The 23871-nt window shown below is 59.8% G+C and carries 18 protein-coding genes; 9 read left to right on the forward strand and 9 right to left on the reverse strand.

Annotated features, from left to right (window positions below):
- Positions 1-142: 142 nt before the first annotated feature.
- From MRBLRC7O_RS16045 to MRBLRC7O_RS16070, 6 genes are all read right to left on the reverse strand, one after another.
- A complete protein-coding gene (locus MRBLRC7O_RS16045; protein ID WP_020811970.1) occupies positions 143-1276 on the reverse strand; it encodes a Gfo/Idh/MocA family protein in 1134 nt (377 codons plus the stop codon).
- Between the two features lie 24 nt (positions 1277-1300).
- Positions 1301-2065: a sugar phosphate isomerase/epimerase family protein gene (locus MRBLRC7O_RS16050; RefSeq protein ID WP_003506296.1), complete on the reverse strand. Its 765-nt coding sequence runs from the start codon at positions 2063-2065 to the stop codon at positions 1301-1303.
- A gap of 58 nt (positions 2066-2123) precedes the next feature.
- On the reverse strand, positions 2124-3212 hold the full coding sequence (locus MRBLRC7O_RS16055; RefSeq protein ID WP_003506294.1) for an ABC transporter ATP-binding protein: 1089 nt from the start codon (positions 3210-3212) through the stop codon (positions 2124-2126).
- 5 nt (positions 3213-3217) lie between these two features.
- Complete coding sequence (locus tag MRBLRC7O_RS16060; protein WP_020811969.1) at positions 3218-4159, reverse strand: carbohydrate ABC transporter permease; 942 nt, start codon at positions 4157-4159, stop codon at positions 3218-3220.
- Positions 4152-5054, reverse strand: coding sequence for a carbohydrate ABC transporter permease (locus MRBLRC7O_RS16065; RefSeq protein WP_003506291.1), 903 nt, complete (start codon positions 5052-5054; stop codon positions 4152-4154). The genes MRBLRC7O_RS16060 and MRBLRC7O_RS16065 overlap by 8 nt, the downstream gene beginning before the upstream one ends.
- Before the next feature lie 144 nt (positions 5055-5198).
- Positions 5199-6431 (reverse strand): ABC transporter substrate-binding protein, encoded by a 1233-nt coding sequence (locus MRBLRC7O_RS16070; protein WP_020811968.1) that lies wholly within the window; start codon positions 6429-6431, stop codon positions 5199-5201.
- Between the two features lie 221 nt (positions 6432-6652).
- Here MRBLRC7O_RS16070 and MRBLRC7O_RS16075 point away from each other — a divergent pair, with 221 nt between their 5' ends.
- Positions 6653-7375, forward strand: coding sequence for a CPBP family glutamic-type intramembrane protease (locus tag MRBLRC7O_RS16075; RefSeq protein WP_020811967.1), 723 nt, complete (start codon positions 6653-6655; stop codon positions 7373-7375).
- 65 nt (positions 7376-7440) lie between these two features.
- On the opposite strand, the gene MRBLRC7O_RS16080 is transcribed toward MRBLRC7O_RS16075, so the two are convergent.
- The gene (locus tag MRBLRC7O_RS16080) at positions 7441-8871 is read right to left on the reverse strand and encodes a mannose-1-phosphate guanylyltransferase/mannose-6-phosphate isomerase (protein WP_020811966.1); all 1431 of its coding nucleotides are present in this window, start codon (positions 8869-8871) and stop codon (positions 7441-7443) included.
- Positions 8872-9152: 281 nt separating this feature from the next.
- The gene (locus MRBLRC7O_RS16085; protein WP_112539597.1) at positions 9153-11582 is read right to left on the reverse strand and encodes a glucose/quinate/shikimate family membrane-bound PQQ-dependent dehydrogenase; all 2430 of its coding nucleotides are present in this window, start codon (positions 11580-11582) and stop codon (positions 9153-9155) included.
- Positions 11583-11907: 325 nt separating this feature from the next.
- On the opposite strand from MRBLRC7O_RS16085, the gene MRBLRC7O_RS16090 reads away from it, so the two are divergent.
- The 8 genes from MRBLRC7O_RS16090 (at position 11908) to MRBLRC7O_RS16125 (ending at position 21879) form a co-directional block, all read left to right on the forward strand.
- Positions 11908-12882 (forward strand): LysR family transcriptional regulator, encoded by a 975-nt coding sequence (locus tag MRBLRC7O_RS16090; RefSeq protein WP_031234230.1) that lies wholly within the window; start codon positions 11908-11910, stop codon positions 12880-12882.
- 159 nt (positions 12883-13041) lie between these two features.
- Positions 13042-15330, forward strand: a complete 2289-nt coding sequence (locus MRBLRC7O_RS16095; protein ID WP_003510306.1) for an NADP-dependent malic enzyme — start codon at positions 13042-13044, stop codon at positions 15328-15330.
- 405 nt (positions 15331-15735) lie between these two features.
- Positions 15736-16575: a transporter substrate-binding domain-containing protein gene (locus MRBLRC7O_RS16100; protein ID WP_003510308.1), complete on the forward strand. Its 840-nt coding sequence runs from the start codon at positions 15736-15738 to the stop codon at positions 16573-16575.
- Between the two features lie 279 nt (positions 16576-16854).
- A complete protein-coding gene (locus MRBLRC7O_RS16105) occupies positions 16855-17598 on the forward strand; it encodes an amino acid ABC transporter permease (protein WP_020811964.1) in 744 nt (247 codons plus the stop codon).
- Positions 17595-18377: an amino acid ABC transporter permease gene (locus tag MRBLRC7O_RS16110; protein ID WP_020811963.1), complete on the forward strand. Its 783-nt coding sequence runs from the start codon at positions 17595-17597 to the stop codon at positions 18375-18377. Before MRBLRC7O_RS16105 ends, MRBLRC7O_RS16110 begins: the two co-directional genes overlap by 4 nt.
- A gap of 12 nt (positions 18378-18389) precedes the next feature.
- Positions 18390-19190 (forward strand): amino acid ABC transporter ATP-binding protein, encoded by an 801-nt coding sequence (locus tag MRBLRC7O_RS16115; RefSeq protein ID WP_003510314.1) that lies wholly within the window; start codon positions 18390-18392, stop codon positions 19188-19190.
- A 4-nt stretch (positions 19191-19194) separates the two neighbouring features.
- A complete protein-coding gene (locus MRBLRC7O_RS16120; RefSeq protein WP_060726903.1) occupies positions 19195-20541 on the forward strand; it encodes an MmgE/PrpD family protein in 1347 nt (448 codons plus the stop codon).
- Positions 20542-20559: 18 nt separating this feature from the next.
- Positions 20560-21879, forward strand: a complete 1320-nt coding sequence (locus tag MRBLRC7O_RS16125; RefSeq protein ID WP_060726904.1) for an LLM class flavin-dependent oxidoreductase — start codon at positions 20560-20562, stop codon at positions 21877-21879.
- Positions 21880-21957: 78 nt separating this feature from the next.
- Here MRBLRC7O_RS16125 and MRBLRC7O_RS16130 read toward each other — a convergent pair whose 3' ends face one another.
- The gene (locus MRBLRC7O_RS16130; protein WP_060726905.1) at positions 21958-23691 is read right to left on the reverse strand and encodes a methyl-accepting chemotaxis protein; all 1734 of its coding nucleotides are present in this window, start codon (positions 23689-23691) and stop codon (positions 21958-21960) included.
- Positions 23692-23871: the final 180 nt, after the last annotated feature.

Genomic DNA, 23871 nt, shown 5'->3' on the forward strand with positions numbered 1-23871 from the left:
ATACGGCGCGGCTTTAAACCAAAGCGAAGGGATTGTGAAGAGCTTTAAGATGACAGCAGTAGCGCACCGGTTGCTGCCGTTGCCGCCGAAAACAAAAAAAGCGGCGGAGTCGCCTCCGCCGCCTGTATGATCGGTCGTCACATCAAAGCAGCAGCGCCTGCGCCTCTTCAATGCCGAGCGCTGCCGGCTGGGTGCAGGTCGTGGTCATCTCGATGAAGCGCCCCTCTTCCCCGGATTTGAGGATGGAGGTCATCACGTCGATACCGTGCAGGGAGCGATCCAGCGAACAACGTGCATCACGGCCTTCAAGGATTGCAATCGCCATATCAGCAAGGCCGGCCGTGCGGTAATTAGCGCGCGGGCCGTTCGGGCTTTCCTGATTGGCGATGCCGAAGGGATGCGCCCAGTCTTCCAGCGGCTGGATATTCTTGTCCCGTCCGCTTGCTTCCACCACGCCGCCGAAGAAGTTCGGGTCCGGCACGTAGATCGAGCCTTCCGTGCCATAGAGTTCCATATTGGCGTGGCGATGCGACCAGACATCCCAGCTGGCCGAAAGCGTGATCGTTGCTCCGTTCACGAATTCCAGCAGTGCATGGATGTTGGTCGGCGTTTCGACCGGGATGATCTCACCGTTCAGCGGCTGGCTGGTCACTGTGCGGGTGGGGTTCGCCATTGACGTCAATGCGCCGACACGCTTGACCGGGCCGATGAGGTTGATGAGATTGGCGACGTAGTAGGGGCCGAGATCGAGGATCGGCCCGCCGCCCTTCAGGAAGAAGAAGCCCGGATTGGGGTGCCACATCTCCATGCCGGGGCTCATCACATGGCAGGTGCCTGACGTGATACGCCCGACCTTGCCCTCATCGATATATTGCCGGGCAAGCTGATGTGCGCCGCCGAGGAAGGTGTCCGGCGCGCAACCAACGGAGAGGTTCTTCTCCCGGGCGATACGCCGCAGTTCTTCACCCTCTTCCAGCGAAAGCACCAGCGGCTTTTCCGAATAGACGTGCTTGCCCGCTTCAAGTGCGGCTTTCGACACCGGAAAATGCGCTGCGGGAATGGTGAGGTTCACCACCACATCGATATCCTTATTGGCGAGCAGGTCCTCGATGGACTGCGCGACAACGCCGAATTCTTCCGCCCTCAGCTCCGCTGCATTGCGGTTGAGGTCGGCGCAGGCAAGCACCTTGATGCCCTTGAAGAGCGGCGCCAACGAGAAATAAGCAGACGAGATATTGCCGCATCCGATGATGCCGACGCCAAGATCTCTGGCCATGATGAAACTCCGAAAAATTGAAACTCAATAGGTTTTGAACGATGCGATCGAGCGGGTGATGAGCCGGTCGATATCTTTCGGGTTGTCGTGCTCGACCACGAAATGTTTCGTGGCGGATTTCGCCTTCAGCGCAGCAACGAGGCCCTTCCAGTCCACTGTACCATGGCCGACGTCAGCCCAGCCATCCTCATCCGCATTCTCTCCCGCGGGCGCGATATCCTTGACATGCACGGCGGTGATGCGCTTGCCGTAGCTTTCGATCCAGGCCAGCGGATCGGCATTGCCTCTGATAATCCAGGCTATATCCGCTTCCCATTTCAGGTCCGGGCCGCCGGCAAAAATCTGCTCCTGCGGCGTCGAGCCATCGTCAAGCGTCTTGAACTCGAAATCGTGGTTATGCCAGCCGAAGATCAGCCCGGCATCCACGAAGGGCTTTCCGGCTTCCTGCAGGCGCTTGCCGAAGGCGAACCAGCCTGCAGCATCTGTCGGGCGCTGGTCAGGCATCAGGTAAGGGCAATAGATCGCCTCCACGCCCAGAACTCTCGCGATGTTCAGCGCCTTTTTTGGATCGCCCTCAAGAAGATCGAGACCGAAATGGCCAGTTGGCATGGTCAGGCCGTTGGCATCGAGTTCGGCGCGCAGACCTTTCAGACCAGCTTCATCCAGCGACGCATACATCGCGCCGTAGCCTTCGACATGTTTATAACCCGCCGCCGAAAGCTTTTTCAGAATATCGGAAAAAGGCTGAAAATTGCGGGCGCTGTAAAGCTGGAAACCGAGTTCTGTCATTGTCTCCTCCATAGAGATCTGGGTCTTTGGACTGTGTGGGGGGAAAATCGAAGCTGTTCTAGAGCCGTTCCTCGCTTTGCGCGTCGAAAAGCGAGGCCATCGTCATGTCGAGGCCGAGGCGCACCTTGGTGCCCGGTGAAAACCGTCTGTGGCCGCCGACACGCACGGACATGGTATGCCCGGCATGTTTCAGCCAGATCAGATTGTCGGCGCCCATCGGCTCCTCGATATCGACGATCGCCTCGTGCACCTCACCGCCAACAATATCGGCATCGACGCGCACATGTTCCGGGCGGACACCCAGAACCACGGCACGGCCGGCGGCAAGCGGCGTCTCCGGATGATAACCGTCCAGCGCGAAAGTCACGCCATTGGTGGTGAAGACCACCTTGCCGTCCTTTTCGATCAACTCGCCGCGCAGGAAATTCATCGAGGGCGAGCCGATGAAGCCGGCGACGAAGAGGTTCCGCGGTTTGTTATAGATGGTGACGGGATCGGCCAGCTGCTGGATGACACCGCTTTTCATGATGGCGATGCGATCCGCCAGCGTCAGCGCCTCGATCTGGTCGTGCGTCACATAGATCATGGTGTTTTTCAGCGACTGGTGCAGCCGCTTGATTTCGACGCGCAGTTCCGAGCGCAGCTTGGCGTCGAGGTTGGAGAGCGGTTCATCGAACAGGAAGACATCCACATCCCGCACCAGCGCCCGGCCGATCGCCACGCGCTGACGCTGGCCGCCGGACAGTTCGGCAGGCTTGCGTTTCAGCAGCGGCTCGATCTGCAAGATGCCCGCCGCCCGTTTCACGCGCCGGTCGATTTCCTCTTTCGGCACCTTTGCGACCTGAAGGCCGAAGGACAGGTTTTTCTCCACCGTCATCTGCGGATAAAGCGCATAGGACTGGAACACCATGCCGATGCCGCGATCCTTCGGTTCCTCCCAGGTGACGTTGCGGTCCTTGATGAATATCTGCCCGTCGGTCGGTTCCAGAAGGCCGGCAATGCAGTTGAGAAGGGTCGACTTGCCGCAGCCGGACGAGCCGAGCAGCACGAGGAATTCGCCGTCGTAAATATCGAGATTGAGGTCTTTCAGCACGGTGACGGCACCGAAGGACAGGGAAAGATCGCGAATGGAAACGCTTTTGTTCATATAACTCAACCTTTTACTGCGCCTGCAGCAATGCCGCGGACGAAAAGCCTGCCGGAGACGAAATAGACGATCAGCGGCACGGCCCCGGTCAGAAGGGTTGCGGCCATGTTGACGTTGTATTCCTTCACGCCCTGCACGGAGTTGACGATGTTATTGAGCTGCACGGTCATCGGATAATATTCCGGCCGCGTGAACACCACGCCGAACAGGAAGTCGTTCCAGATGCCGGTCACCTGCAGGATCATCGCCACAACGAAGATCGGCAGCGACATGGGCAGCATGATACGGAGATAGATCTGCCAGAAATTGGCGCCATCGATACGCGCCGCCTTGAACAACTCTTCCGGCAGCGCGGCGAAATAGTTGCGGAACAGCAGCGTCAGGATCGGCATGCCGAAGATGGTGTGAACGATGACGAGGCCGGTCAGCGTGCCATAGACGCCCATTTCGCGCAGCACGATAACGATCGGATAGATCATCACCTGATAGGGAATGAAGGCGCCGATGATGAGGATGGAGAAGAACAGCTCCGAACCCTTAAATTTCCAGTTCGCCATGGCGTAACCGCTGACGGAAGCGACGATGATCGAGATCACCACCGAAGGCACGAGAATGCGCACCGAGTTCCAGAATCCGCGCGAAAGCCCGTCGCAGTTCAATCCCGTGCAGGCATTGGCCCAGGCCTTCACCCAGGGCTCAAAGGTGATTTCCACCGGCGGCGCAAAGATGTTGCCCAGCCGGATTTCCGGCATGCCCTTCAGCGAGGTGACAACCATCACGTATAGCGGCAGCAGGTAATAGGCGGCGGCAACGAACAGCGTGCCGTAAAGAATGATGTTGCGGCGGGAAAAGGTTTTCCTTGGCTTCTTGCCGCGCGGGCCGGAAAGGTCCTGGGCAACCGCATCGGTTGCGGCGGCGACCGTGTTCAGTGTGCTGATATTAGCCACGCTTCTTGCCTCCGAATTCGAGGTAGGCCCATGGGATGACGATGATGGCGACGGTCAGAAGCATCATGGTCGAGGCGGCGAAGCCCTGCCCCAGGTTCTGCGCCTGAAACATGTAGTCATAGACATATTTCGCCGGCACTTCGGAGGCAATGCCCGGCCCACCGCTGGTCTGCGCCACCACCAGATCGTAAACCTTGACGATGCCGCTGGCGATGATGACGAGCGTGGTGATGAAGACGGGCCGCATCATGGGAATGATGATGAGAATATAGGTCTTCCACATCGGAATGCCGTCGACGCGTGCAGCTTTCCAGATATCCTCATCGATACCGCGAAGACCGGCGAGCATCAGGCACATGACGAGCCCCGTGCCCTGCCAGAGCGCTGCAATCAAGATGCCGTAAATGACGATCTGGGAATTATAGAGCGGATCGAAGGTGAAGCTTTCCCAACCCATCGAGCGGACCACGGACTGGATGCCGAATTCCGGGTTCAACAACCATTGCCAGACGAGGCCGGTAACGATGAAGGACAAGGCGAAGGGATAAAGAAATATCGTGCGGAAGGTGTTTTCAAACCGGATTTTCTGGTCCATCAGCGCCGCCAGCACGAAGCCGATGACGAGGCTGAAGATCAGCGACAGCACGCCGTATATCGCGAGATTCTGGATGGACACGATCCAGCGCGGCGCTGCCCACAGCCGCTCATATTGGTCAAAACCGATGAAGCTTGCCCGCGGCAGAAGCTTGGAATTGGTGAAGGAATAAATCACCGTCCAGATCGTTCCGCCGAGGAAGATCACCATGGCGGTTAGGATCATGGGAATGGAGGCAATCTTGGAATTGAGATTGCGGAAAAGCTGGTTGGGACGCCCTGAGCGCGTTTGACCTGCCATGTTACCTCCTCCTGTAACGTTACAGTCAACGACCGAGCAAAAAGCCCCGCCGCGTGAAACCCCGACCAGTGCCAACTGTTCTGGCGCAAGCCGGACGTTGGAAAGGGGAGCAGCGAACCGCTCCCCGATCCGGAGAGATTACAATCAGTCAGCCGAACCGATAATGTCCGCGAAGCGCTTCTGCCCGTCTTCTGCCGACATCGAGCCCGCGAAGAACTCCGCCATCAGGTCTTCCTTCTGTTTCTGCGTATCGGCAGAAATCAGCTGGTCGGTGCTGGTCAGCGCATTGCCTTTGGCCAGAATTGCCAGACCCTTTTTCATGCAGTCATTGGCTGCATTGAGGTCGACGTCGCCGCGGATCGGCAGCGAGCCTTTTTTCAGGTTAAAGGCAACCTGCGTTTTCGGATCAACAATGGTTGCGGCAAGAACGTCCTGCGCCTTGGTTTTCGCCTCGTCTTTCAAAACAGGGAAATAAAAGGCGTCGCCACCCGTGGTGAGGTATTCACTGAGACCCAGACCGGGAAGGCAGGAATAGTCCGTGCCGGCTTTCTGATTGGCAAGCTGGAATTCGCCCTGTGCCCAGTCGCCCATGATCTGGCCGCCGGCCTTGCCCGTTATCACCATATTCGTGGCCTGATTCCAGTCCTGAACATTGGTGCCCTTGGCCATGTCGCGGGCCTCGACGGCAGCTGCGAAAATCTTCGCCATATCAGGACCGGCTGCCGCTTCGGCATCCTTGTCGCCATAGACCTTCTGATAAAGGTCCTTGCCGCCGATCGAAAGCGTCAGCGTGTCGAACAGGCCGTTCGCCTGCCATGCCTGGCCGCCAAGCGCGAGCGGCTGGATGCCCGCCTTTTTCAGCGCCGGTGCGGCTGCGACGAATTCCGTCCAGTTCTTCGGAACCTCTACGCCCGCCTTTTTGAAGGCCGCATTGGAAAGCCACAGCCATTGCCAGGAATGGATATTGACCGGCGCACAATAAATCTTGCCGTCGATGGTGCAGCTGTCGAGCAGGCTTGCCGGCTTGATCACATCTTTCCAGTTACCCTTTGCGGCAACATCGGAAAGATCGCGCATCAGGCCTGCCTGGACAAGCTCTTCCGCCTGCCGGCCGTGGTTGAACTGGGTGGCACCCATCGGGTCGCCACCGGTGATGCGGCTGATCATGATCGGCCGGGCCGTGCCGCCCGAACCGGCAATCGCGCCGTCCACCCATTTATTGCCGGTCGCGTCGAAAGCCTTGGCCAGTTCGGCGACGGCAGCGGCTTCGCCGCCTGATGTCCACCAATGGGTCACCTCAAGATCGGTGGCCCCGGCAATACCCGCCGGAATCATGACGCTGGCCAGAAAAGCCGCAGAAATAACACGCATTCGCATGAGTCTCCTCCCTCACTGAAACGTTGCAGTTGGAACGTATGCGAAGATTTTTGATTAGGCAACCGCCTAAAATACGAATCTCGCCACCACCGTCAGGAGGCATTTCGAACGGGCAGTAAATATGCCGAACAGCCAAGCGACGCAGGGGATTGGACCGCGTAATCCAAACGCAATGCCGGTCATTTACAGACCTCATGGTGAGAAAACAGGCGAAAGAGACCATGAAACGCTGGCATATTCTTTTGATCATCGGACTGACCGGTGTCGCATCGCTTTTACTGGCAACGTTTGAGCAGCTTATACCGGGGCAGCAAGCTTCATTGGCTATGCGCCTGCTGATCCTCGTCCAGCCGGCAATCCTGACCGTTACAGCGGTGGCAACCGGTCAGGCTCTTGCCGCGAAACTCGGGCTTGGCGCCCCGTTGATCGATAGCTGGTTGCAGGGTGACAATACGCGCGCAGTGCTGCGAAGACAGTTGCCGCCTGCGCTTGCGGCGGGCATTGCCGTCGCCGTGTTGATGATCATCTATTCGTCGGTGATCCTGCCCATGATCACGGATGCGGCAACCCTGGCAAAAATGACCAGATTTGACGTCCCGCTGGCGACCCGGATTTTATATGGCGGCATCACGGAAGAGCTGCTGACCCGGTGGGGCCTGATGTCGTTTTTCGCATGGGCCCTCTGGCGCATGACAGGAAGCGGGGAAATCCGATCATCTCTTGTATGGGCTGCCATCATAATCGCCGCAGCTCTCTTCGCCGCCGGCCATCTGCCGTTTCTGTTCACGATCGCCGCTCAGCCGCAACCTGCGCTCGTCCTTGCGGTGCTGCTCGGCAACTTTATTCCCGGCCTCATCTTCGGGTGGCTATTCTGGCGTCGGGGACTGGAAGCGGCGATACTGTCCCATGGCTTTGCCCATTGCCTGAACGCGCTAGCCGCCTGAACCAAAAAAGGCGAAGCGGACTTATGTCCGCCTCGCCTTATGTTCCCTTTGCATAGGCAGTGCCCCTATTGCCTCTTGTAATCATCCTCGATGCGGATGACATCGTCCTCGCCGATATAGGCTCCGGTCTGGATTTCGACCAGTTCGAGTGGAATCTGCCCCTCATTTGCCAGCCGGTGCGGCTGGCCGATCGGGATATAAACCGACTGGTTTTCCGTCAGCAGCCGGGTTTCCTCGCCGATCGTGACAGTCGCGGTTCCCTTCACGACGATCCAGTGTTCGGAGCGGTGGTAGTGTTTCTGGAACGAAATGCGGTGGCCGGGATCGACCGTGATGTGGCCCACCCGGTAACGCTCGTCCACATACATGTGTTCGATATAACCCCAGGGGCGGTAGACGCGCTTGTGGGTCTGCGTCTGTGGCGCGTGTTCACTGTCCTTCAGCTTTTCCACCAGACCCTTCACATCCTGCACCCGGTTTTTCGGCACCACCAGAACCGCATCCTTGGTGGCCACCACCACCATGTCCTTCGCGCCCACCACCGTCGTCAGCAATTGCGTGGAGTGGATGAGGCAGCCTTCGGAATCGATGAAGACGCCGTTACCTTCCAGTGCGTTGTCGTTGCCGCGCTTGTCGGCAATCTCCCAGATCGCATCCCAGCTGCCGATATCCGACCAGCGGAAATGGCCGTGCACCACCGCCATACGCTTGGTCTTCTCGATCACCGCATAGTCGATGGAGTTTTTCGGGGAAGCCTCGAAGCTTTCCTGATGCAGGCGCACGAAACCGAGGTCGCTTTCATATTGCTCGACCGCCTGCGTCACCGCGGCAAGGATCTCTGGCGCGAAGGCCTTCAGTTCGGCGATCATCACATCGGAACGGAACAGGAAGTTGCCGGAGTTCCAGAGATAACCTTTTTCCAAGTAGGAGATCGCCGTCTTCACATCCGGCTTCTCGACAAAAGCATCGACGGTGCTGAGGTCTTCCTCGCCGTCGATCGCCTCGCCCGGTTTGATATAACCGTAGGAGGTACGCGGCTCGGTCGGCACGAGGCCGAAGACGACGATATTGCCCTGATCGGCGGCTTTTGCGCCGAGCTTCACGGCATCGGAAAACTTTTGGGCATCGAGCACCACATGGTCGGCGGCAAGCGCCAGCACCAGGCATCCGGGCTCGCGGCGCTCGGCAAGCACGGCGGCGGCGGCCATCGCGGCGGCGCTGTCGCGGCGGGCGGGCTCAAGCACCACCGTTGCCGGCAGATCGATCTCTTCCGCCTGGCGGCGAGCGAAGAAACGGAAATCCTCGTTGGTGATCACCAGCGGTTCGGCATAAAGGCTCTTGTCGCCCACCCGCTGCAGCGTCTGCTGATAGGTCGAAAGATTGCCGACCAGCGGCTGGAACTGCTTGGGCAACTGATCGCGCGATACCGGCCAAAGCCGGGAACCAGCACCGCCGGCAAGAAGAACCGGCGTGATCTTTCGAGATTGTTCCTTCACAACAAAACCTTTCCAACTCTAAAAATTTCCCGGCGCGCCGGACAATATACATATTTCGAAATGCCGCCATCATCGGTTCACGGGCGGATAAGCGCAAGCTCATAAATTCGCCTTGTGAAAGCTTGGTGAACGGCGGGGTTTTGCCGGCAGGACCGTTTTCCTAACGCAAGGGAGAGTGCAAGGTTCCGCACGGAATGGCCTCGCATTCCGGCCAAGGGCAAAGAAAAACCCCGGGGACCATGCCCCCGGGGTTCCTTTTTCAGAGTGATAAACCGCCAAGATCAATCCGGCAGCGCGTAGGCGATCACATAGTCGCCGCGATCGGGCGACTGGCGCGCACCACCGGCCGAGATGACGACATATTGCTTGCCGGTCTTCGGAGACTTGTAGCTCATCGGACCGCCCTGGCTGCCGACCGGAAGGCGGGTCTTCCAGACTTCCTTGCCGGTCGCCGTATCGAAAGCGCGCAGATAATAATCCTGCGTGCCGGCGATGAAGACGAGACCGCCCTGTGTGGCGAGCGTGCCGCCAAGCGTCGGCATGCCGATCGGGATCGGCAGGCCCATCTTGATGCCGAGCGGCCCGGTATCCTCGACGGTACCAACAGGCACCTGCCACTTGATCTTCTGGGTCTTCATGTCGATCGCGGTCATCGTGCCATAGGGCGGAGCCTGGCAGGGAATGCCGAGAGCCGAAAGGAAACGGTTCTTGTCGACGGCATAGGGCGTACCCTTCATAGGCACGAGGCCCATGCCGGTATTGACGCTTTCGCCGCCGCTTGCCGTTGCCTTGCTGGGTGCGGCTTCCTTCATCTGAATCCAGAGGCCGAGGCGCATGTCATTGACGAAAATGGTGTTCGTCGTCGGGTCAGTCGAAAGACCGCCCCAGTTCATGCCGCCGAGCGAACCCGGGAATGACAGGGAGAGGTCCGTACCCGGCGCCGTATAAAGCCCCTCGTAGCGCATTCCCTTGAAGGCAATACGGCAAAGAAGCTGGTCAAACGGAGTGGCGCCCCACATATCCGCTTCCGTCAGGGTCTGCGCACCGATCTCGGGCATGCCGACCGAGCGCGGCTGTGTCGGCGCATAGGGCTCGTTCGGAATATTGGCGGGTTTGACCGGAACTTCTTCAACCTTCGTCAGCGGCTGGCCGGTCGCCCGGTCGAGAACATAGATCTGCGCCGCCTTGGTGCCGAAGACCAGTGCCGGAACAGTCGTTCCATCCGCTTTTGGGAAATCGATGAAGCTTGGCTGCATCGGCACGTCGAAGTCCCAGAGGTCGTTATGAACCGTCTGATAGACCCATTTTTCCCGGCCGGTAGTGGCATCGAGCGCCAGCATCGAAGCACCATATTTATGGTCGAGCGGCGTGCGCGTCGCGCCATACAAGTCCACCGAAGGGCTGCCGACCGGCATGAAGACCGTGTTCAGCTCCGGATCGTAAGACATGGACGCCCAGACGTTGGGCGTGGAACGCGTGTAGGTCTGCCCTTCGGGCGGCAGTCCGGTGATATCAGGATTACCAGGGTCGAAGGCCCAGCGAAGCGCGCCGGTCACCACATCGAAACCGCGCATGACACCACCCGGCATATCCACCTGCACGTTGTCGGCGATACGGCCGCCGACAACGACGGTCGTTCCCGCCAGTGTAGGCGCGGAGGTCAGCACATATTGCGGGTCCGGCGCATCGCCGAGACCGATCTTCAGATCGACACGGCCATTGGTGCCAAAATCCGGGCAGAACGCGCCGGTGTCGGCATCAAGCGCAATCAGTTCCGCATTGATGGTGTTCATCAGAATGCGGCGCTGGCAAAGCGCGCCTTCGGCAACCACCGCCGGCGCGACAGGCGTGGAGCCCGGGGCGGTCGGTTGCTTCAGCGGCGCCTTGGCATCGAAATAGGCAAGGCCGCGGCAGCGCATCCAGACGGAGGATTTCGCATTGATTTCTGTCTTCCATTTCTCAGCGCCGGTATCGGCATCAAGAGCGATGACATTGTTGTGCGGCGTGCAAAGGAACACGGTGTCGCCAACCTGCAGCGGCGTTTCCTGATCTTCCGCACCATTCGCGCCGGGGCTGATCGGGGTGTCGCCGGTATGGTAAGTCCATGCGACTTCGAGGTTCTTGACGTTGTCACGGGTGATTTCGTCGAGCGCGACAAAGCGGCTGCCGCCGGATGTATTGCCGTAATGCTCCCAGTTCTTCTGCTCGGTTTCCGGGGTTACCGGCGTCAGCGCGGCCGCCTCACCATTGAAGGCGACGGTCGGATGCGGCACGAACATGCCGGCAAAACCTGCACCGGAAGCGATGGCGAGAATGGCGGCAATGGCAAAGGAAGTGCCATATGCCGGGGCCTTGCCTGCCGCACGGCGCAAAAGCGGATAGGAGAGCGCAACGACCGTGGCGCCGACACCTATCGCCAGAAGGCGGGAAATGAGCGGCCAGAAGTGCAATCCGGCTTCCCACACCGCCCAGGCGCCGGTGAGGACGACGACAAGGCCGAAGAGAAGCGCGCCGGCAGGCTTGCGCAACAGGATGAGCAGGCCGGAGACGATCAACGCGATGCCCGCCGCAATGAAGTAAAGGCTGCCGCCGAGGGCCGCGAGCTGGCCGCCGCCAATGGCGAAGAACAGGCCTGCGGCAATGATGACCGCGCCGAGCACCAACAGCCATAATCTGGCTGGGAGCGATAGTGAAGTTGCTGGATTACCCATGAAAGAATGTCCGGTTAGAAGAGCCGCCAAAAAGGCTGAAGCCCGATGATCGTTCAGTGTCCGGCAAAGCCGGGACAGTTCGCGGCCATTGCGGCCAGGCGAAGATGCGCCGGAGGCGGCGCGGCTGAACGGGGAACAATGGTGGGGAAGACTTCCGTCGTGACTGTCATTTTGACCCATTCGCTGCAGGTAACCGCCGGCCCCATGGACGGCGGACAAGGTGCTTGAACAAATCCTCCCCGGTTCGTATCGCCAATGCCCGCATAAGCGGCAAAGACGACCGAAACACTGGCTGCGGTATAACGTCGCCTGCGACAAGATGACAATGCGCAAGACGGGCAATTTTGATAAGCTATACTTATATCACACCAAGCCCGACAACACAAAGACCTGTCCGCCGATGGATATTCGCCAACTCACAATATTCGTGGAAGCCGCAAGGGCCAGAAACTTTCGCGCCGCCGCCCTGCAGCTCGGCATCGCCCAGCCTGCTGTGACCCAGCGTATCCGGCAGCTGGAGGAAAATCTGGGCTTCAAGCTCTTTCACCGCATCAATCGCGGTGTGGAACTCACGCCTGCCGGCCAATCCATGCTCATCGAGGCGGAAGAAATCCTTGCCCGCACCAAAGGCGCGCTGGAAAAGGCGCAGCAGATCAGGCGCGGCCAGCTCGGCACGCTGCGCATCGGCTACGGCACCAGTGTCATGGCGGAACGCAAACTGCCGGCGCTGATTACCCGCTATGGCGACGAACACCCTGATGTGACGCTTGAACTGTTGCCCGGCATGACGATGGAGCAGCTGATCGAGCAGGTGGCGACCCGCAAGACCGATGTTGCCTTCATTCGCGCGCCCCTTCCCTCGCTGCCGCAGACCTTGCGCGCCATGCCCTTCGATCGTTCGAAACTTTGCGTCGCCTTGCCGGAACGGCACGCACTCGCCCACCGCTCGCGGATTTCGGTCGGCGATATCGTGCGCGAAAAACTGCTGTTGCCGGTTGACGAGATTGGCCTTGGCCTCAGCAGCAGCGCGCTTTCGCTTTTCGAGGATGCCGGCTGCACGCCGGAAATCGGCATGCGTATCGCCAACGTCAATACGATCCTCGCGCTCGTGGAGGCGGGTGCGGGCATTTCCATCCTGCCGGAAACCACCGTGCGTTCCGCAAGGGGCATTGCCGGCGTGCCACTGGAGAGCGCGGATGCGTGGTCCGATTGTGTGCTGGTCGTCAGGCGCGGCGCCCTCGCCCTGCATGTCGAAGCCTTCGTGAACATGGCCCGTCATGCCTATCGGCCGAGCCTCTGACACGAAAGACAGGAATTAATCGATTGAATCGGCCGCAAATTTCATCACGCTTAAATTTGCTGCACTGAACAACATTCAAGGCTTGGCAGGCGCGCGAAAAATACAATAACAACGGCGGATATTTTTACACTATTATCGACAGGAAAGCACGCTCAGCCCATGTCCGACACGACGAAACCCGCCAGCACAAGAACATCGGTTACGGATCAGGAAGCCCTGGATTTCCACGCGGAAGGCAGACCGGGGAAACTGGAAATCACCCCGACCAAACCGATGGCGACGCAGCGGGATCTGTCGCTTGCCTATTCGCCTGGCGTGGCCGTACCGGTGAAAGCCATCGCCGAAAATCCGGCGACCGCTTACGACTACACCACGCGCGGCAACATGGTGGCGGTCATCTCCAACGGCACCGCCATCCTCGGTCTCGGCAATCTCGGCGCGCTCGCCTCCAAGCCGGTCATGGAGGGCAAGTCCGTTCTCTTCAAGCGCTTCGCCGACGTCGACTCCATCGATCTCGAGGTCGACACCGAAGACGCTGATGAATTTATCAATTGCGTGCGTTACCTCGGCCCCTCCTTCGGCGGCATTAATCTGGAAGACATCAAGGCGCCGGAATGTTTCATCATCGAAAGCCGCCTGCGCGAACTGATGGATATTCCCGTTTTCCATGACGACCAGCACGGCACCGCCATCATCGCCGCCGCCGGCCTCATCAACGCCATCGAACTGACCGGGCGTGACTTCAAAACCACGAAGCTCGTCTGCAACGGCGCGGGTGCTGCGGCAATCGCCTGCATGGACCTCATCAAGGCCATGGGTTTCAACCCTGAAAACATCACGCTCTGCGACACCAAGGGCGTGATCTACCAGGGCCGCACCGAAGGCATGAACCAGTGGAAATCCGCCCACGCGGTAAAAACCAGCAACCGCACGCTGGCCGAAGCCATGAAGGGTGCGGATGTGGTGTTCGGCCTGTCGCAGAAGGGCGCTTTCAGCGAAGAGATGATCCGCTCCATGGCGCCGAAGCCGATCATCTTCGCCATGGCCAATCCGGATCCCGAAATCACTCCCGAGGAAGTCTCACGCATTCGCGACGACGCCATCATGGCGACCGGCCGTTCGGATTACCCGAACCAGGTCAACAATGTCCTCGGCTTTCCCTATATCTTCCGCGGCGCGCTCGATGTCCGCGCCAGCCAGATCAACGACGCGATGAAGATCGCCGCTGCACAGGCGCTCGCCGATCTGGCCCGCGAAGATGTGCCTGATGATGTGGCCGCCGCCTATCAGGGCAACCGCCCGCGCTTCGGTTCGCAATACATCATCCCGGTTCCCTTCGATCCGCGCCTGATCTCGGCCATTCCGGTGGCCGTGGCGAAGGCCGCCATCGAAACCGGCGTCGCCCGCCGGGAGCTGCCCGATCTCGACGCCTATGCCCGCGAGCTTTCCGCCCGCCGCGACCCGATGGCATCGACCACACAGCGCCTTTACGAGCGGGTGCGCCGCTCTCCGAAGCGGGTCGTTTTTGCGGAAGCCGAAGAAGAACAGGTCATGCGCGCGGCGATTTCCTTCACCGCTCAAGGCCTCGGCACCGCCATCCTGCTCGGCCGTGACGATATCATCAAGGCCAATGCGGAGCGCGCCGGCATCGATCTCGACCGCGCCAATATCGAGATCACCAACGCCCGCCTTTCCAGCCGGGTCGATGCCTATGTCGATTATCTCTATGCGCGTCTGCAGCGCGGCGGTTTCCTGCTGCGTGACGTGCAGCGCCTGGTCCACAACGACCGCAACCATTTCGCGGCCTGCATGGTGGCGATGGGTGATGCGGACGCGGTAGTGACGGGCGTTACCCGCAATTATTCGACGGCGCTCGAGGATATCCGCCGCTGCATCAACACCAAGCCCGGCCACCGCGTCATCGGCGTTTCGCTGGTCGTTTCGCGCAACCGCACCGTCTTCGTGGCCGATACCGCCGTGCATGACATGCCGAATGCGGAGGACCTTGCCGACATCGCCGAAGAAGCAGCCCACCTTGCGCGCCGTTTCGGCTACGAGCCGCGCGTTGCCATGCTTGCCTATTCCACCTTCGGCCAGCCGACCGGCGAACGCTCAGACAAGGTGCGTGAAGCCGTGAAAATCCTCGACAAGCGCAATGTCAATTTCGAGGTCGATGGCGAAATGTCGGCCGATGTGGCGCTCAACCATCACCGCATGCAGAGCCAGTATCCCTTCGCCCGGCTTTCCGGTCCGGCCAACGTGCTGGTCATGCCCGCCATCCATTCCGCCTCGATCTCCACCAAGATGTTGCAGGAACTGGGCGGCGCGACCGTCATCGGTCCGCTTCTCGTCGGCCTCGACAAATCGGTGCAGATCACCTCGATGGGCGCCAAGGACAGCGATATCGTCAACATGGCGGCAATCGCGGCCTATAACGCCGGTCGTTGAGACGGGCCGGGACGTTCAGCACGTTTCCTCTCCCCGCCGGGGAGAAGGTGGCCCGGAGGGTCGGATGAGGGGGCGACGTTAGCGATAAACCGAGAGCTTGCCCCCTCATCCCGCTGCCGCGGACTTCTCCCCGGCGGGGAGAAGAAACAAGCGGCATTCGCTCGCTCTCCATGTGGCCATTTGGCCCACAGACGGCGTCTGGATTATCCTCCCGCCCTCACGGCCAGACATAAAATAGCGGAAGCAAAGAACAAGATTCTACGATCTCAAATTATTAGGATAATTTTTCTTCCTAAAAGATTTATTGGAACCCAATTTTATTCATAGTATTTTTTGCGCAATGCCAATTCTCGCTCTTGGCGGGTGCCTCATGTAGTTTCCACCTACAATCAAAAGGAAATACCCATGGCCCTCTCTTTCTCCAGATTTGCCGCAAAACTCATCGCCGGAACCGTTGTCATCGCTTCGATGGCAACCGCAGCCCACGCGGATGCAACGCTCGACCGGATCAAGGGCCGCGGCAAGCTCACCGTCGGTGTCATCCTCTCCGGCGCGCCTTTCGGCTTTATAGATCCGAAGACGCAGGAGCAGAAGGGTCTCAACATCGACGTCGCCAAGGCGCTCGCAGCCGGTCTCGGCGTCGAGCTGGTGACTGAGACCGTGACGCCGCCAAACCGCGTGCAGTTCCTGCAGCAGGGCAAGGTCGATATTCTGATCGCCAACATGCAGTACACGGAAGAGCGCGCTAAAACGCTCGATTATGTGCCCACCCCCTATGACCGCCAGGGTGGCGCCGCCATCGGCCGCAAGGACAGTGGCATCAAGGACTGGCCGGACCTGAAGGGCAAGATCGCTTGCGTTTCGCAAGGCTCCAACTACACCCAGCCGCTAATCGAACAATATGGCGCACAGGTGAAGGCGCTGCCGAGCCAGCCAGAATCGCTTCTGGCGTTGAAGGGCGGCAATTGCGATGTTTCCGTACACGTCAACGGTACGCTGAGCCTGATGCTTCAGGACCGCGCCGACGAGTGGAAAGATTACGGCATCCTGATCCCGACCGACCTCATCCCGTCGGATTCCGTCATCTGGCTGCGCAAGGGCGAGGCCGACACGCAGGCCGCTCTCGACAAGATTGTCAAGGAACTGCACGCTTCCGGCAAGATGATCGAATTCGCCAAGGCCAACCGCCTGCCTAGCATCGGTTATATGGAAGAGCAGAAGAAGAAGCTCTCCGCCGCGCAATAAGGACCGGGGCAACCCCGCTCGGGTCTGGGTCCAGCGCGATCTAGTCCTTGACCACGAGAGTCTCCTTCGCGGCGCGGACGTGCCGCGGCTGGATGCCGGATCATCCCCGGGCTTGTTCCGGGGACCGGCATGACGGAAAGGGCGGCGGCTATCATCGCGATTTCCCCCAACCATCAAGAACGGCCGGTTTCGCCTGCCGTTCTTTTCTGCTTTATAACAAGGCAGGCCATTCTGGCGCCGCCCGCCGGACGGCACCCGCAATAACAGCATGGATTTCCGATGCAGGATTCATTTACAGCGCGCTTCATAGAACTGGCCGCGCATCTCGGCCTTAACTATGACTTTCTGAACAGCGGTTACGAGGTTCAGATCTGGCTCGACGGCATGAAGATGACGTTGATCCTCGTCGCCATCACTTTGCCGCTCAGCCTCGTTTTTGGTTTCATTTTCGCAGCCATGCTGACATCAGGCAAAACCTGGCTTGCCGGCCCCGTCCGCGCCTATGTGGAACTGACGCGCAACACGCCGACGCTGGTGCAGCTGATGTGCGGCTTTCTTGTGCTTAACATGCTGATTTCCAAAGTACTCGGCGGCGCACAGAACAATCCGCTGACACCCTTCTTCTGGGTCGTCGCCATTACCGGCCTGCACATTGCCGCTTTCCACGCGGAAGCCTTGCGCGGCGGTATCGAGGCGGTGCCGGCCACTACCATCGAGGCGGCCCGCGCGATTGGTTTCAGCTCCTTCGAGATTTTACGCTATGTGGAGTTTCCGCTGGCGATCCGCACAGCGCTGCCCTCCATCATCAATAACCTCGTCAATCTGGTGAAGCTCACCACTGTCGGCTCGGCAATTGCAGTGGGTGAAATCACCTATGCCTCGATCCTGATCTGGACGCAGCGCGACAATGTGGTCGAGCTGATGATCGTCATCCTCATCTTCTTCAGCGTCATCAATTTTATCGTCGCAAGGGCCGGTCTGTGGCTTGAACGGCGTCTTGCGGTTCCGGGGTTCGGTCAATGAGTGCGGTGGTTTCTCCAACACAGGCGGTAAAGAAGCCGCCCTTCGGCACCATTCTGCTGCTCGGCGTGGCGATATCAGTCATCCTGTGGCTGATCCTCGATCCCTCGCTCGGCCAGGTGCTGCTGCAATGGCTGCCCTATCTGGCCAAGGGTTTTGCCATGAACGTGCTGATCAGCATCCTGGCGATCGCCATCGGCACCTTCATCGGCGTCCTGCTCGGCATCATGGAGCTTGCGCCCTACCGTCTCGTGCGCGCGCCGGCGCTGACCTATGTTCAGATCTTCCGCAACGCCCCGCATCTGGTGCTGATCTTTGCCGCGACCTACATCTTCCCCTTCGAGATCGTCGCTTTCGGCAATTACATCCCGTTTCCGGACTGGATCAAGGCCGTGGTCGGCCTTGCTATTCCGGCCAGCGCCCATATCGCCGAAATCACCCGCGGCGCCATCCAGTCCATTCCGACCGCACAATGGGAAGCGGCGCAGGGGCTCGGCTTCTCGCGCAACCAGACACTGCGCTGGATCATCCTGCCGCAATGCGTGAAGCGCTCGCTGCCGCCATGGATGAACCTCTATGCGTCGATCACCATGGGTACGGCGCTCGCCTCGCTGGTCGGCGTGCATGAGCTTCTGCATGCCGCGACAGACGCCAGCACCGCCGTGCAGCGCAACGATTTTACCGTCGTGGTCTATCTCACTGTCCTGATGGCGTTCTTCCTGTTCTGCTATCCCGTCTCCCGTTTCACGCAGCGCCTCGAGCGGCGCTTCGCCTCCCGCTGATTGGAACAAGCCATGTCCGCACCCGCACCACAAACCGCCGCAAAAGCTCTGGTCGAACTGGAAGGCATACACCTGTCCTTCGGTGACAATCAGGTCCTGAAGGGCATCGACCTCACGGTCAACAAAGGCGACGCCGTCTCCATCATCGGCCCTTCCGGTTCCGGCAAGTCCACCATCCTGCGCTGCATCAACGGCCTGCTCATTCCGCAATCGGGCAAGATCACCGTCGGCGGCACCCGTGTCGACCAGCTGAAGACCGAGGCTGAACGCATCGCACTGCGCAAGCGTATCGGCATCGTTTTCCAGCAGTTCAATCTCTTCCCGCATCTGACTGTCATGGAAAACATCACCATCGCACCAATCAAGATTCTCGGCACGCCGAAGGCTGAAGCCGAGCGCCATGCCCGCGAATTGCTGGAGAAAGTGCGCCTCTCCCAAAAAGTCGATGCCTATCCCGGCCAGCTTTCCGGCGGCCAGCAGCAGCGCGTGGCGATTGCCCGGGCGCTGGCCATGCGGCCGGAACTGGTGCTCTTCGATGAGGTCACCTCCGCGCTCGACCCGGAAACCGTGGGCGAGGTGCTCGCCGTCATCCGTGATCTCGTCAATGACGGTATGACCAGCATTCTCGTCACCCACGAAATGCGTTTTGCCGAAGAAATCAGTGATAATATCGTCTTCACCGAAAACGGCCTGATCGTCGATCAGGGCACGCCGGAGCACATCTTCTACAGGTCGACCAATCCCCGCATCAACGCCTTCGTCAAGGGTCTCGGAGGACAGGTAGCGCGGGTCGCTGACGGCGAAGGGATCTGATGTCATGACCGCCGACGAGAAACTCACGCTTCATCTGGCCGAGGCCATCGCTGCCTCCGATCCGTCACGCGACGATGAGGCGGTTGCCATCGCCCGCACGGCGCTGATCGATTTTTTCGCCTGTGTACTGGGCGGCGCGGCCGACAGAAGCACGAAAATCCTGATCGACAGCTTTACACCGGGCACGTCAGGCACGGCGGGCATTATCGGCCATGATCTGCGCACGGATGCCTTTACCGCAGCCCTCATCAACGGCCATGCGGGGCATGTGCTTGACTATGACGACGTCCATGGCAGCGTGCGCGGCCACCCGACCGTCGCCATCATTCCCGCTTTGCTGGCTATCGCGGTCGAGGAAGGCTCCACGGCGGACGCCTTCATCGCGGCCTATATCGTCGGGCTGGAAACCATGGCGCGTCTCGGCCTGTCGCTCGGGACCAAGCATTACGAAAACGGCTTCCACGCCACCGCCACACTCGGCCCCATCGGCGCTGCGGCGGCGATTGCCCATATCCTGAAATTCGATCCTCAGACCACGGCCGTGGCGCTCGGTCTTGCCGCCACGCAATCGGCCGGACTTCGCCTGCAATTCGGTTATGAAGCCAAGCCGCTGCATGCCGGGCTTGCCACGCGTGCCGGCCTCACCGCCGCGCGGCTGGCGCGATCCGGTTTTCAGGGCGCGCCGGATTTTCTGGAAAATCCCATCGGCTTTTATTCCGCTTTCGCCTTCGATGCAGAACAGCCGAAACGCGTTCTCTCCGGCTGGGGCGCACCTTGGCAGATCGTTTCTCCCGGATTGACGCTCAAGGCCTTTCCCTGCTGCACCGCGAGCCATCCCGTTGCCGTCGGTGCGCTGGCGCTCCGCAACAGCAATGGTCTGACACCGGATGAGGTCGAGGCGGTCACCATCACCTTCCCGCCCGGCGGTGATGCCGCGCTCGTTGGACCGGCCACGCCCACCACCGGCATCGATGCGCGCTTCAGCGCCGAATATGTCTTTGCCGCAGCACTGACGGATGGAGCACTCGGGATCGGCCATTTCGACGAGCACCCGACACGCGCCGACCTGCTTGCCCTTTCCGCCAAGATCTCACGCCGGCATGATGAGACCGCCCGCCGCCTCTCGCCCGATCCCACCACCCGTTTCGTGGTCATCGACGTAACGAAGAAGGACGGCACGGTGCTCTCGCGCCGTGTCGACGGCCTCCCCGGCATTGATGACCCGACCGAAAAATTTGCCGACGCGACCGGCGGCAATGAAAAATTCGCCAGCATTCCGGCACTGGTGCGGTCCATGAAAACCGCAGCCGACCTCAGGAAGCTTGAAACGCTTCTGGTATCGCAAATATAACTCGACTGACATGAAGGCATGATCCCCATGACCACCACGACACGCAAAAGACAGATGCATCTCGGCCTTTTCCTGCAGGGCGCCGGGCACCACGTTTCCGGCTGGCGTCATCCCGACGCGGAGGCCGGCAGCGAGAATTTCGATCTGCTCACCCGTGTTACGAAAATGGCCGAGGCGGCGAAATTCGACATGGTATTCCTCGCCGACGGCCTCACCAGCGGCGTCGACGCCCATCCGTCAATGATCGCGCGTTTCGAGCCGCTGACCCTGCTTGCCGCGCTTGCCATGGTCACCGACAAGATCGGGCTGGCCGCCACAGCCTCCACCACCTATGGCGAGCCCTACCACACCGCCCGCGCCTTCGCTTCCATCGATCATCTGAGCCACGGCCGCGCGGCGTGGAACATCGTCACCACCTCATACGCCCGCACGGCGGCGAATTTTTCCAAGGACCATCCTGAGCATGACGAGCGTTATGCCGTGGCGGAAGAATATGTGAATGTGGTGCGCGGCCTCTGGGACAGCTGGGATGACGATGCTTTCGTCAAGGACAAACAAGCGGGCCGTTACGTCGATCCGGAAAAGGTCCATATCCTCAACCACGAAGGCAAATATTTCACGGTCAAGGGACCGCTCAATATTCCGCGCTCGCCGCAGGGCCACCCGGTTCTCATCCAGGCCGGCTCCTCCGGCCCGGGACAGGATCTCGCCGCCCGCACCGCCGACATCGTCTTCACCGCCCAGCAGGCGATTTCCGAAGCGCAGGCCTTTTACACCAGCCTCAAGGCGCGCGTGGAAAAATTCGGCCGCGATCCGGCCAGCGTCGCCGTGATGCCCGGCTTCATGCCGATCATCGGCAGAAGCTTTGAAGAGGCCGGTGAAAAGCTGAAGGAACTGAACCGGTGGACGGATATCAAGAGCGCCATGCCGCTGCTTGAAGAACGCATCGGCCACAGCCTTGCCGATTACGATCTCGATGGCCCGCTGCCCGATCTGCCGATTTCCGACCAGCTGCGCAGCCGCGCCGAACTTCTGACGGAACTGGCGCGCCGCGAAAAGCTGACGATCCGGGAGCTGGCGCTGCGCGTCGCCGCCGGCCGCGGCCACCACATCGTCATGGGCACGGCGAAAGACGTGGCCGACCGCATGCAGCAATGGTTCGAAAACGGCGCCGCCGACGGTTTCAACGTCATGCCGCCCTTCTTCCCCGGCGGGCTGGAGGAATTCAACCGCGAGGTCGTGCCGCTCCTGCAGGAACGCGGCCTGTTCCGCAAGGACTACGAAGGCTTGACCCTGCGCGACCATCTCGGTATCACACGACCGGTTCTGCGGGGATAACCTTTGCGGATGCCCGATCAAAGGCATCCGCATCCACCAAATCTGGTTAGTGCCCCTAAGAGGACCTGGGCCCGATCTTTATGCCGCCCGCGCCGAGGTCCGATCCCGCCGGGCGGTATTCGGAGACTCCGACCGGACGGAAGATCCGTCTTCGCGCTGCGTCGTGCGGCGGTTCAACTTGAACAGGCTGACAAGCTGCGCCAGCGCATCGGCACCCTGCGCCAGCGTGGTGCTGATCACGGTGGTGCGGGCGCTCATCGCCGCATTCTCCTGCGTCATCCGATCCAGCCGATTGACCGCCTTGTTGATCTCACTGATGCCGACAGCCTGTTCGTCCGCCGCCTTGGCGATCATGTCGACGTTGCCGTCAATGTGCCTGACCAGCGCGTCGATCTGCTTCAGCGCCGTGCCGGTCTCGCCCACCAACCGGACGCCTTCAAGAACCTCGGTGCCGGAATTGTTGATCAGCGCCTTGATTTCCTTTGCGGCATTGGCGGAACGCTGCGCCAGTTCGCGCACTTCCTGCGCCACCACGGCAAAACCTTTGCCCGCGTCGCCCGCACGCGCAGCTTCCACGCCGGCATTCAGCGCCAGCAGGTTGGTCTGGAAGGCGATTTCGTCGATGACGCCTATGATCTGGCTGATTTCCCGCGATGCCGTCTCGATACGCTGCATCGCATCGACTGTCCGCTCCACGACCTCGGTGGAGGCCACGGTGGATGCCCGCGCGCTCTGAACAAGCTTGCGCGTCTCTTTCATATTCTCAGTCGAAGATCGGACCGTCGCGGTGATTTCTTCGAGCGCTGCCGACGTTTCCTCAAGCGCTACCGCCTGCTCACGCGAGCGTTCGGCAAGATTGACGGAGGCTTCGCTGACCTCCTGGCTGCTGCGGGTCAGGTCTCCGGTCTGGCCGAGAACATTTTCCAGCGTCTTCTGGAATTCCGCGATGGATTTATTGAAATCGCAACGCAGCCTTTCGAACTCGCCGACAAAAGGTTTGTCCAGCGTAATACGGATATTGCATTGAGAAAGCCGCTCAAGCGCTGCACCAAGTTCTTCGACCGCGCGCATCCGGTCCGTCACATCGAAAGCAAATTTCACCACCTTGAAGACGCGGCCCCGATCATCAATGATCGGGTTATAGGAAGCCTGAATGAAAACGCGTTTGCCATCCTTGCCAAGGCGCATGAACTGCCCGGTCGAGAAGTGGCCCTTTCCGAGTTCCTTCCAGAAATCCCGATAGTCCTGAGACTGGGCATAGGCCGGCTCGCAGAACATCTGATGATGCTTACCGATCAACTCTTCCGCCGTGTAACCGAGCGTCGCGAGGAAATTCTCGTTGGCGCTGAGGATTTTCCCGTCGGGCGTAAATTCGATCATGGCCTGCGCGCGGGAAAGCGCTGCCAGCTTGCCGTCATCCTCGGCGCTCTTGCGCTTGATCGCGGTGATGTCGGTTGCAATCTTGATCACCTTGTAAGGTTTACCGAAACGAAACACCGGATTGTAAGAGGCCTCAATCCAGATTTCGTCGCCATTCTTGGCCTGACGCCGGTACTGGCCCTGATCGTATTCGCCGCGCGACAACTTTGCCCAGAAGGCCTTGTATTCAGGCGAAGCCGCATCTTCGGAAGAAAGGAACATGCGGTGGGAGCGCCCAACGATTTCAGACTGCTGATAACCCACAGCCTTGCAGAAATTATCGTTCGCTTTCAAAATCTTGCCGGTCAGATCGAACTCGATGATGGCCTGCGAGCGGCTGAGCGCATCAAGCACCGCATAAGCGTCCAGACCGAGTTTAGAAAGGTGAGACATCTTTTTTGAACCCCCAACAGTAATCCATGTGCAGACCTCCTCCATCCCCGAAATATAAAGATGAAAAACGGTCGGTCCGCCTGCACGCGAAACTAGCCGGACACCGTTAAATAGCGATTAATGATGTTCCATAACTATCGATCGGGAGCCTGAATCGACTGCCGATATGCTTCACGGCGA

Origin of the sequence: Agrobacterium radiobacter, from assembly GCF_040801995.1 — a bacterium.
Lineage (GTDB): Bacteria > Pseudomonadota > Alphaproteobacteria > Rhizobiales > Rhizobiaceae > Agrobacterium > Agrobacterium radiobacter.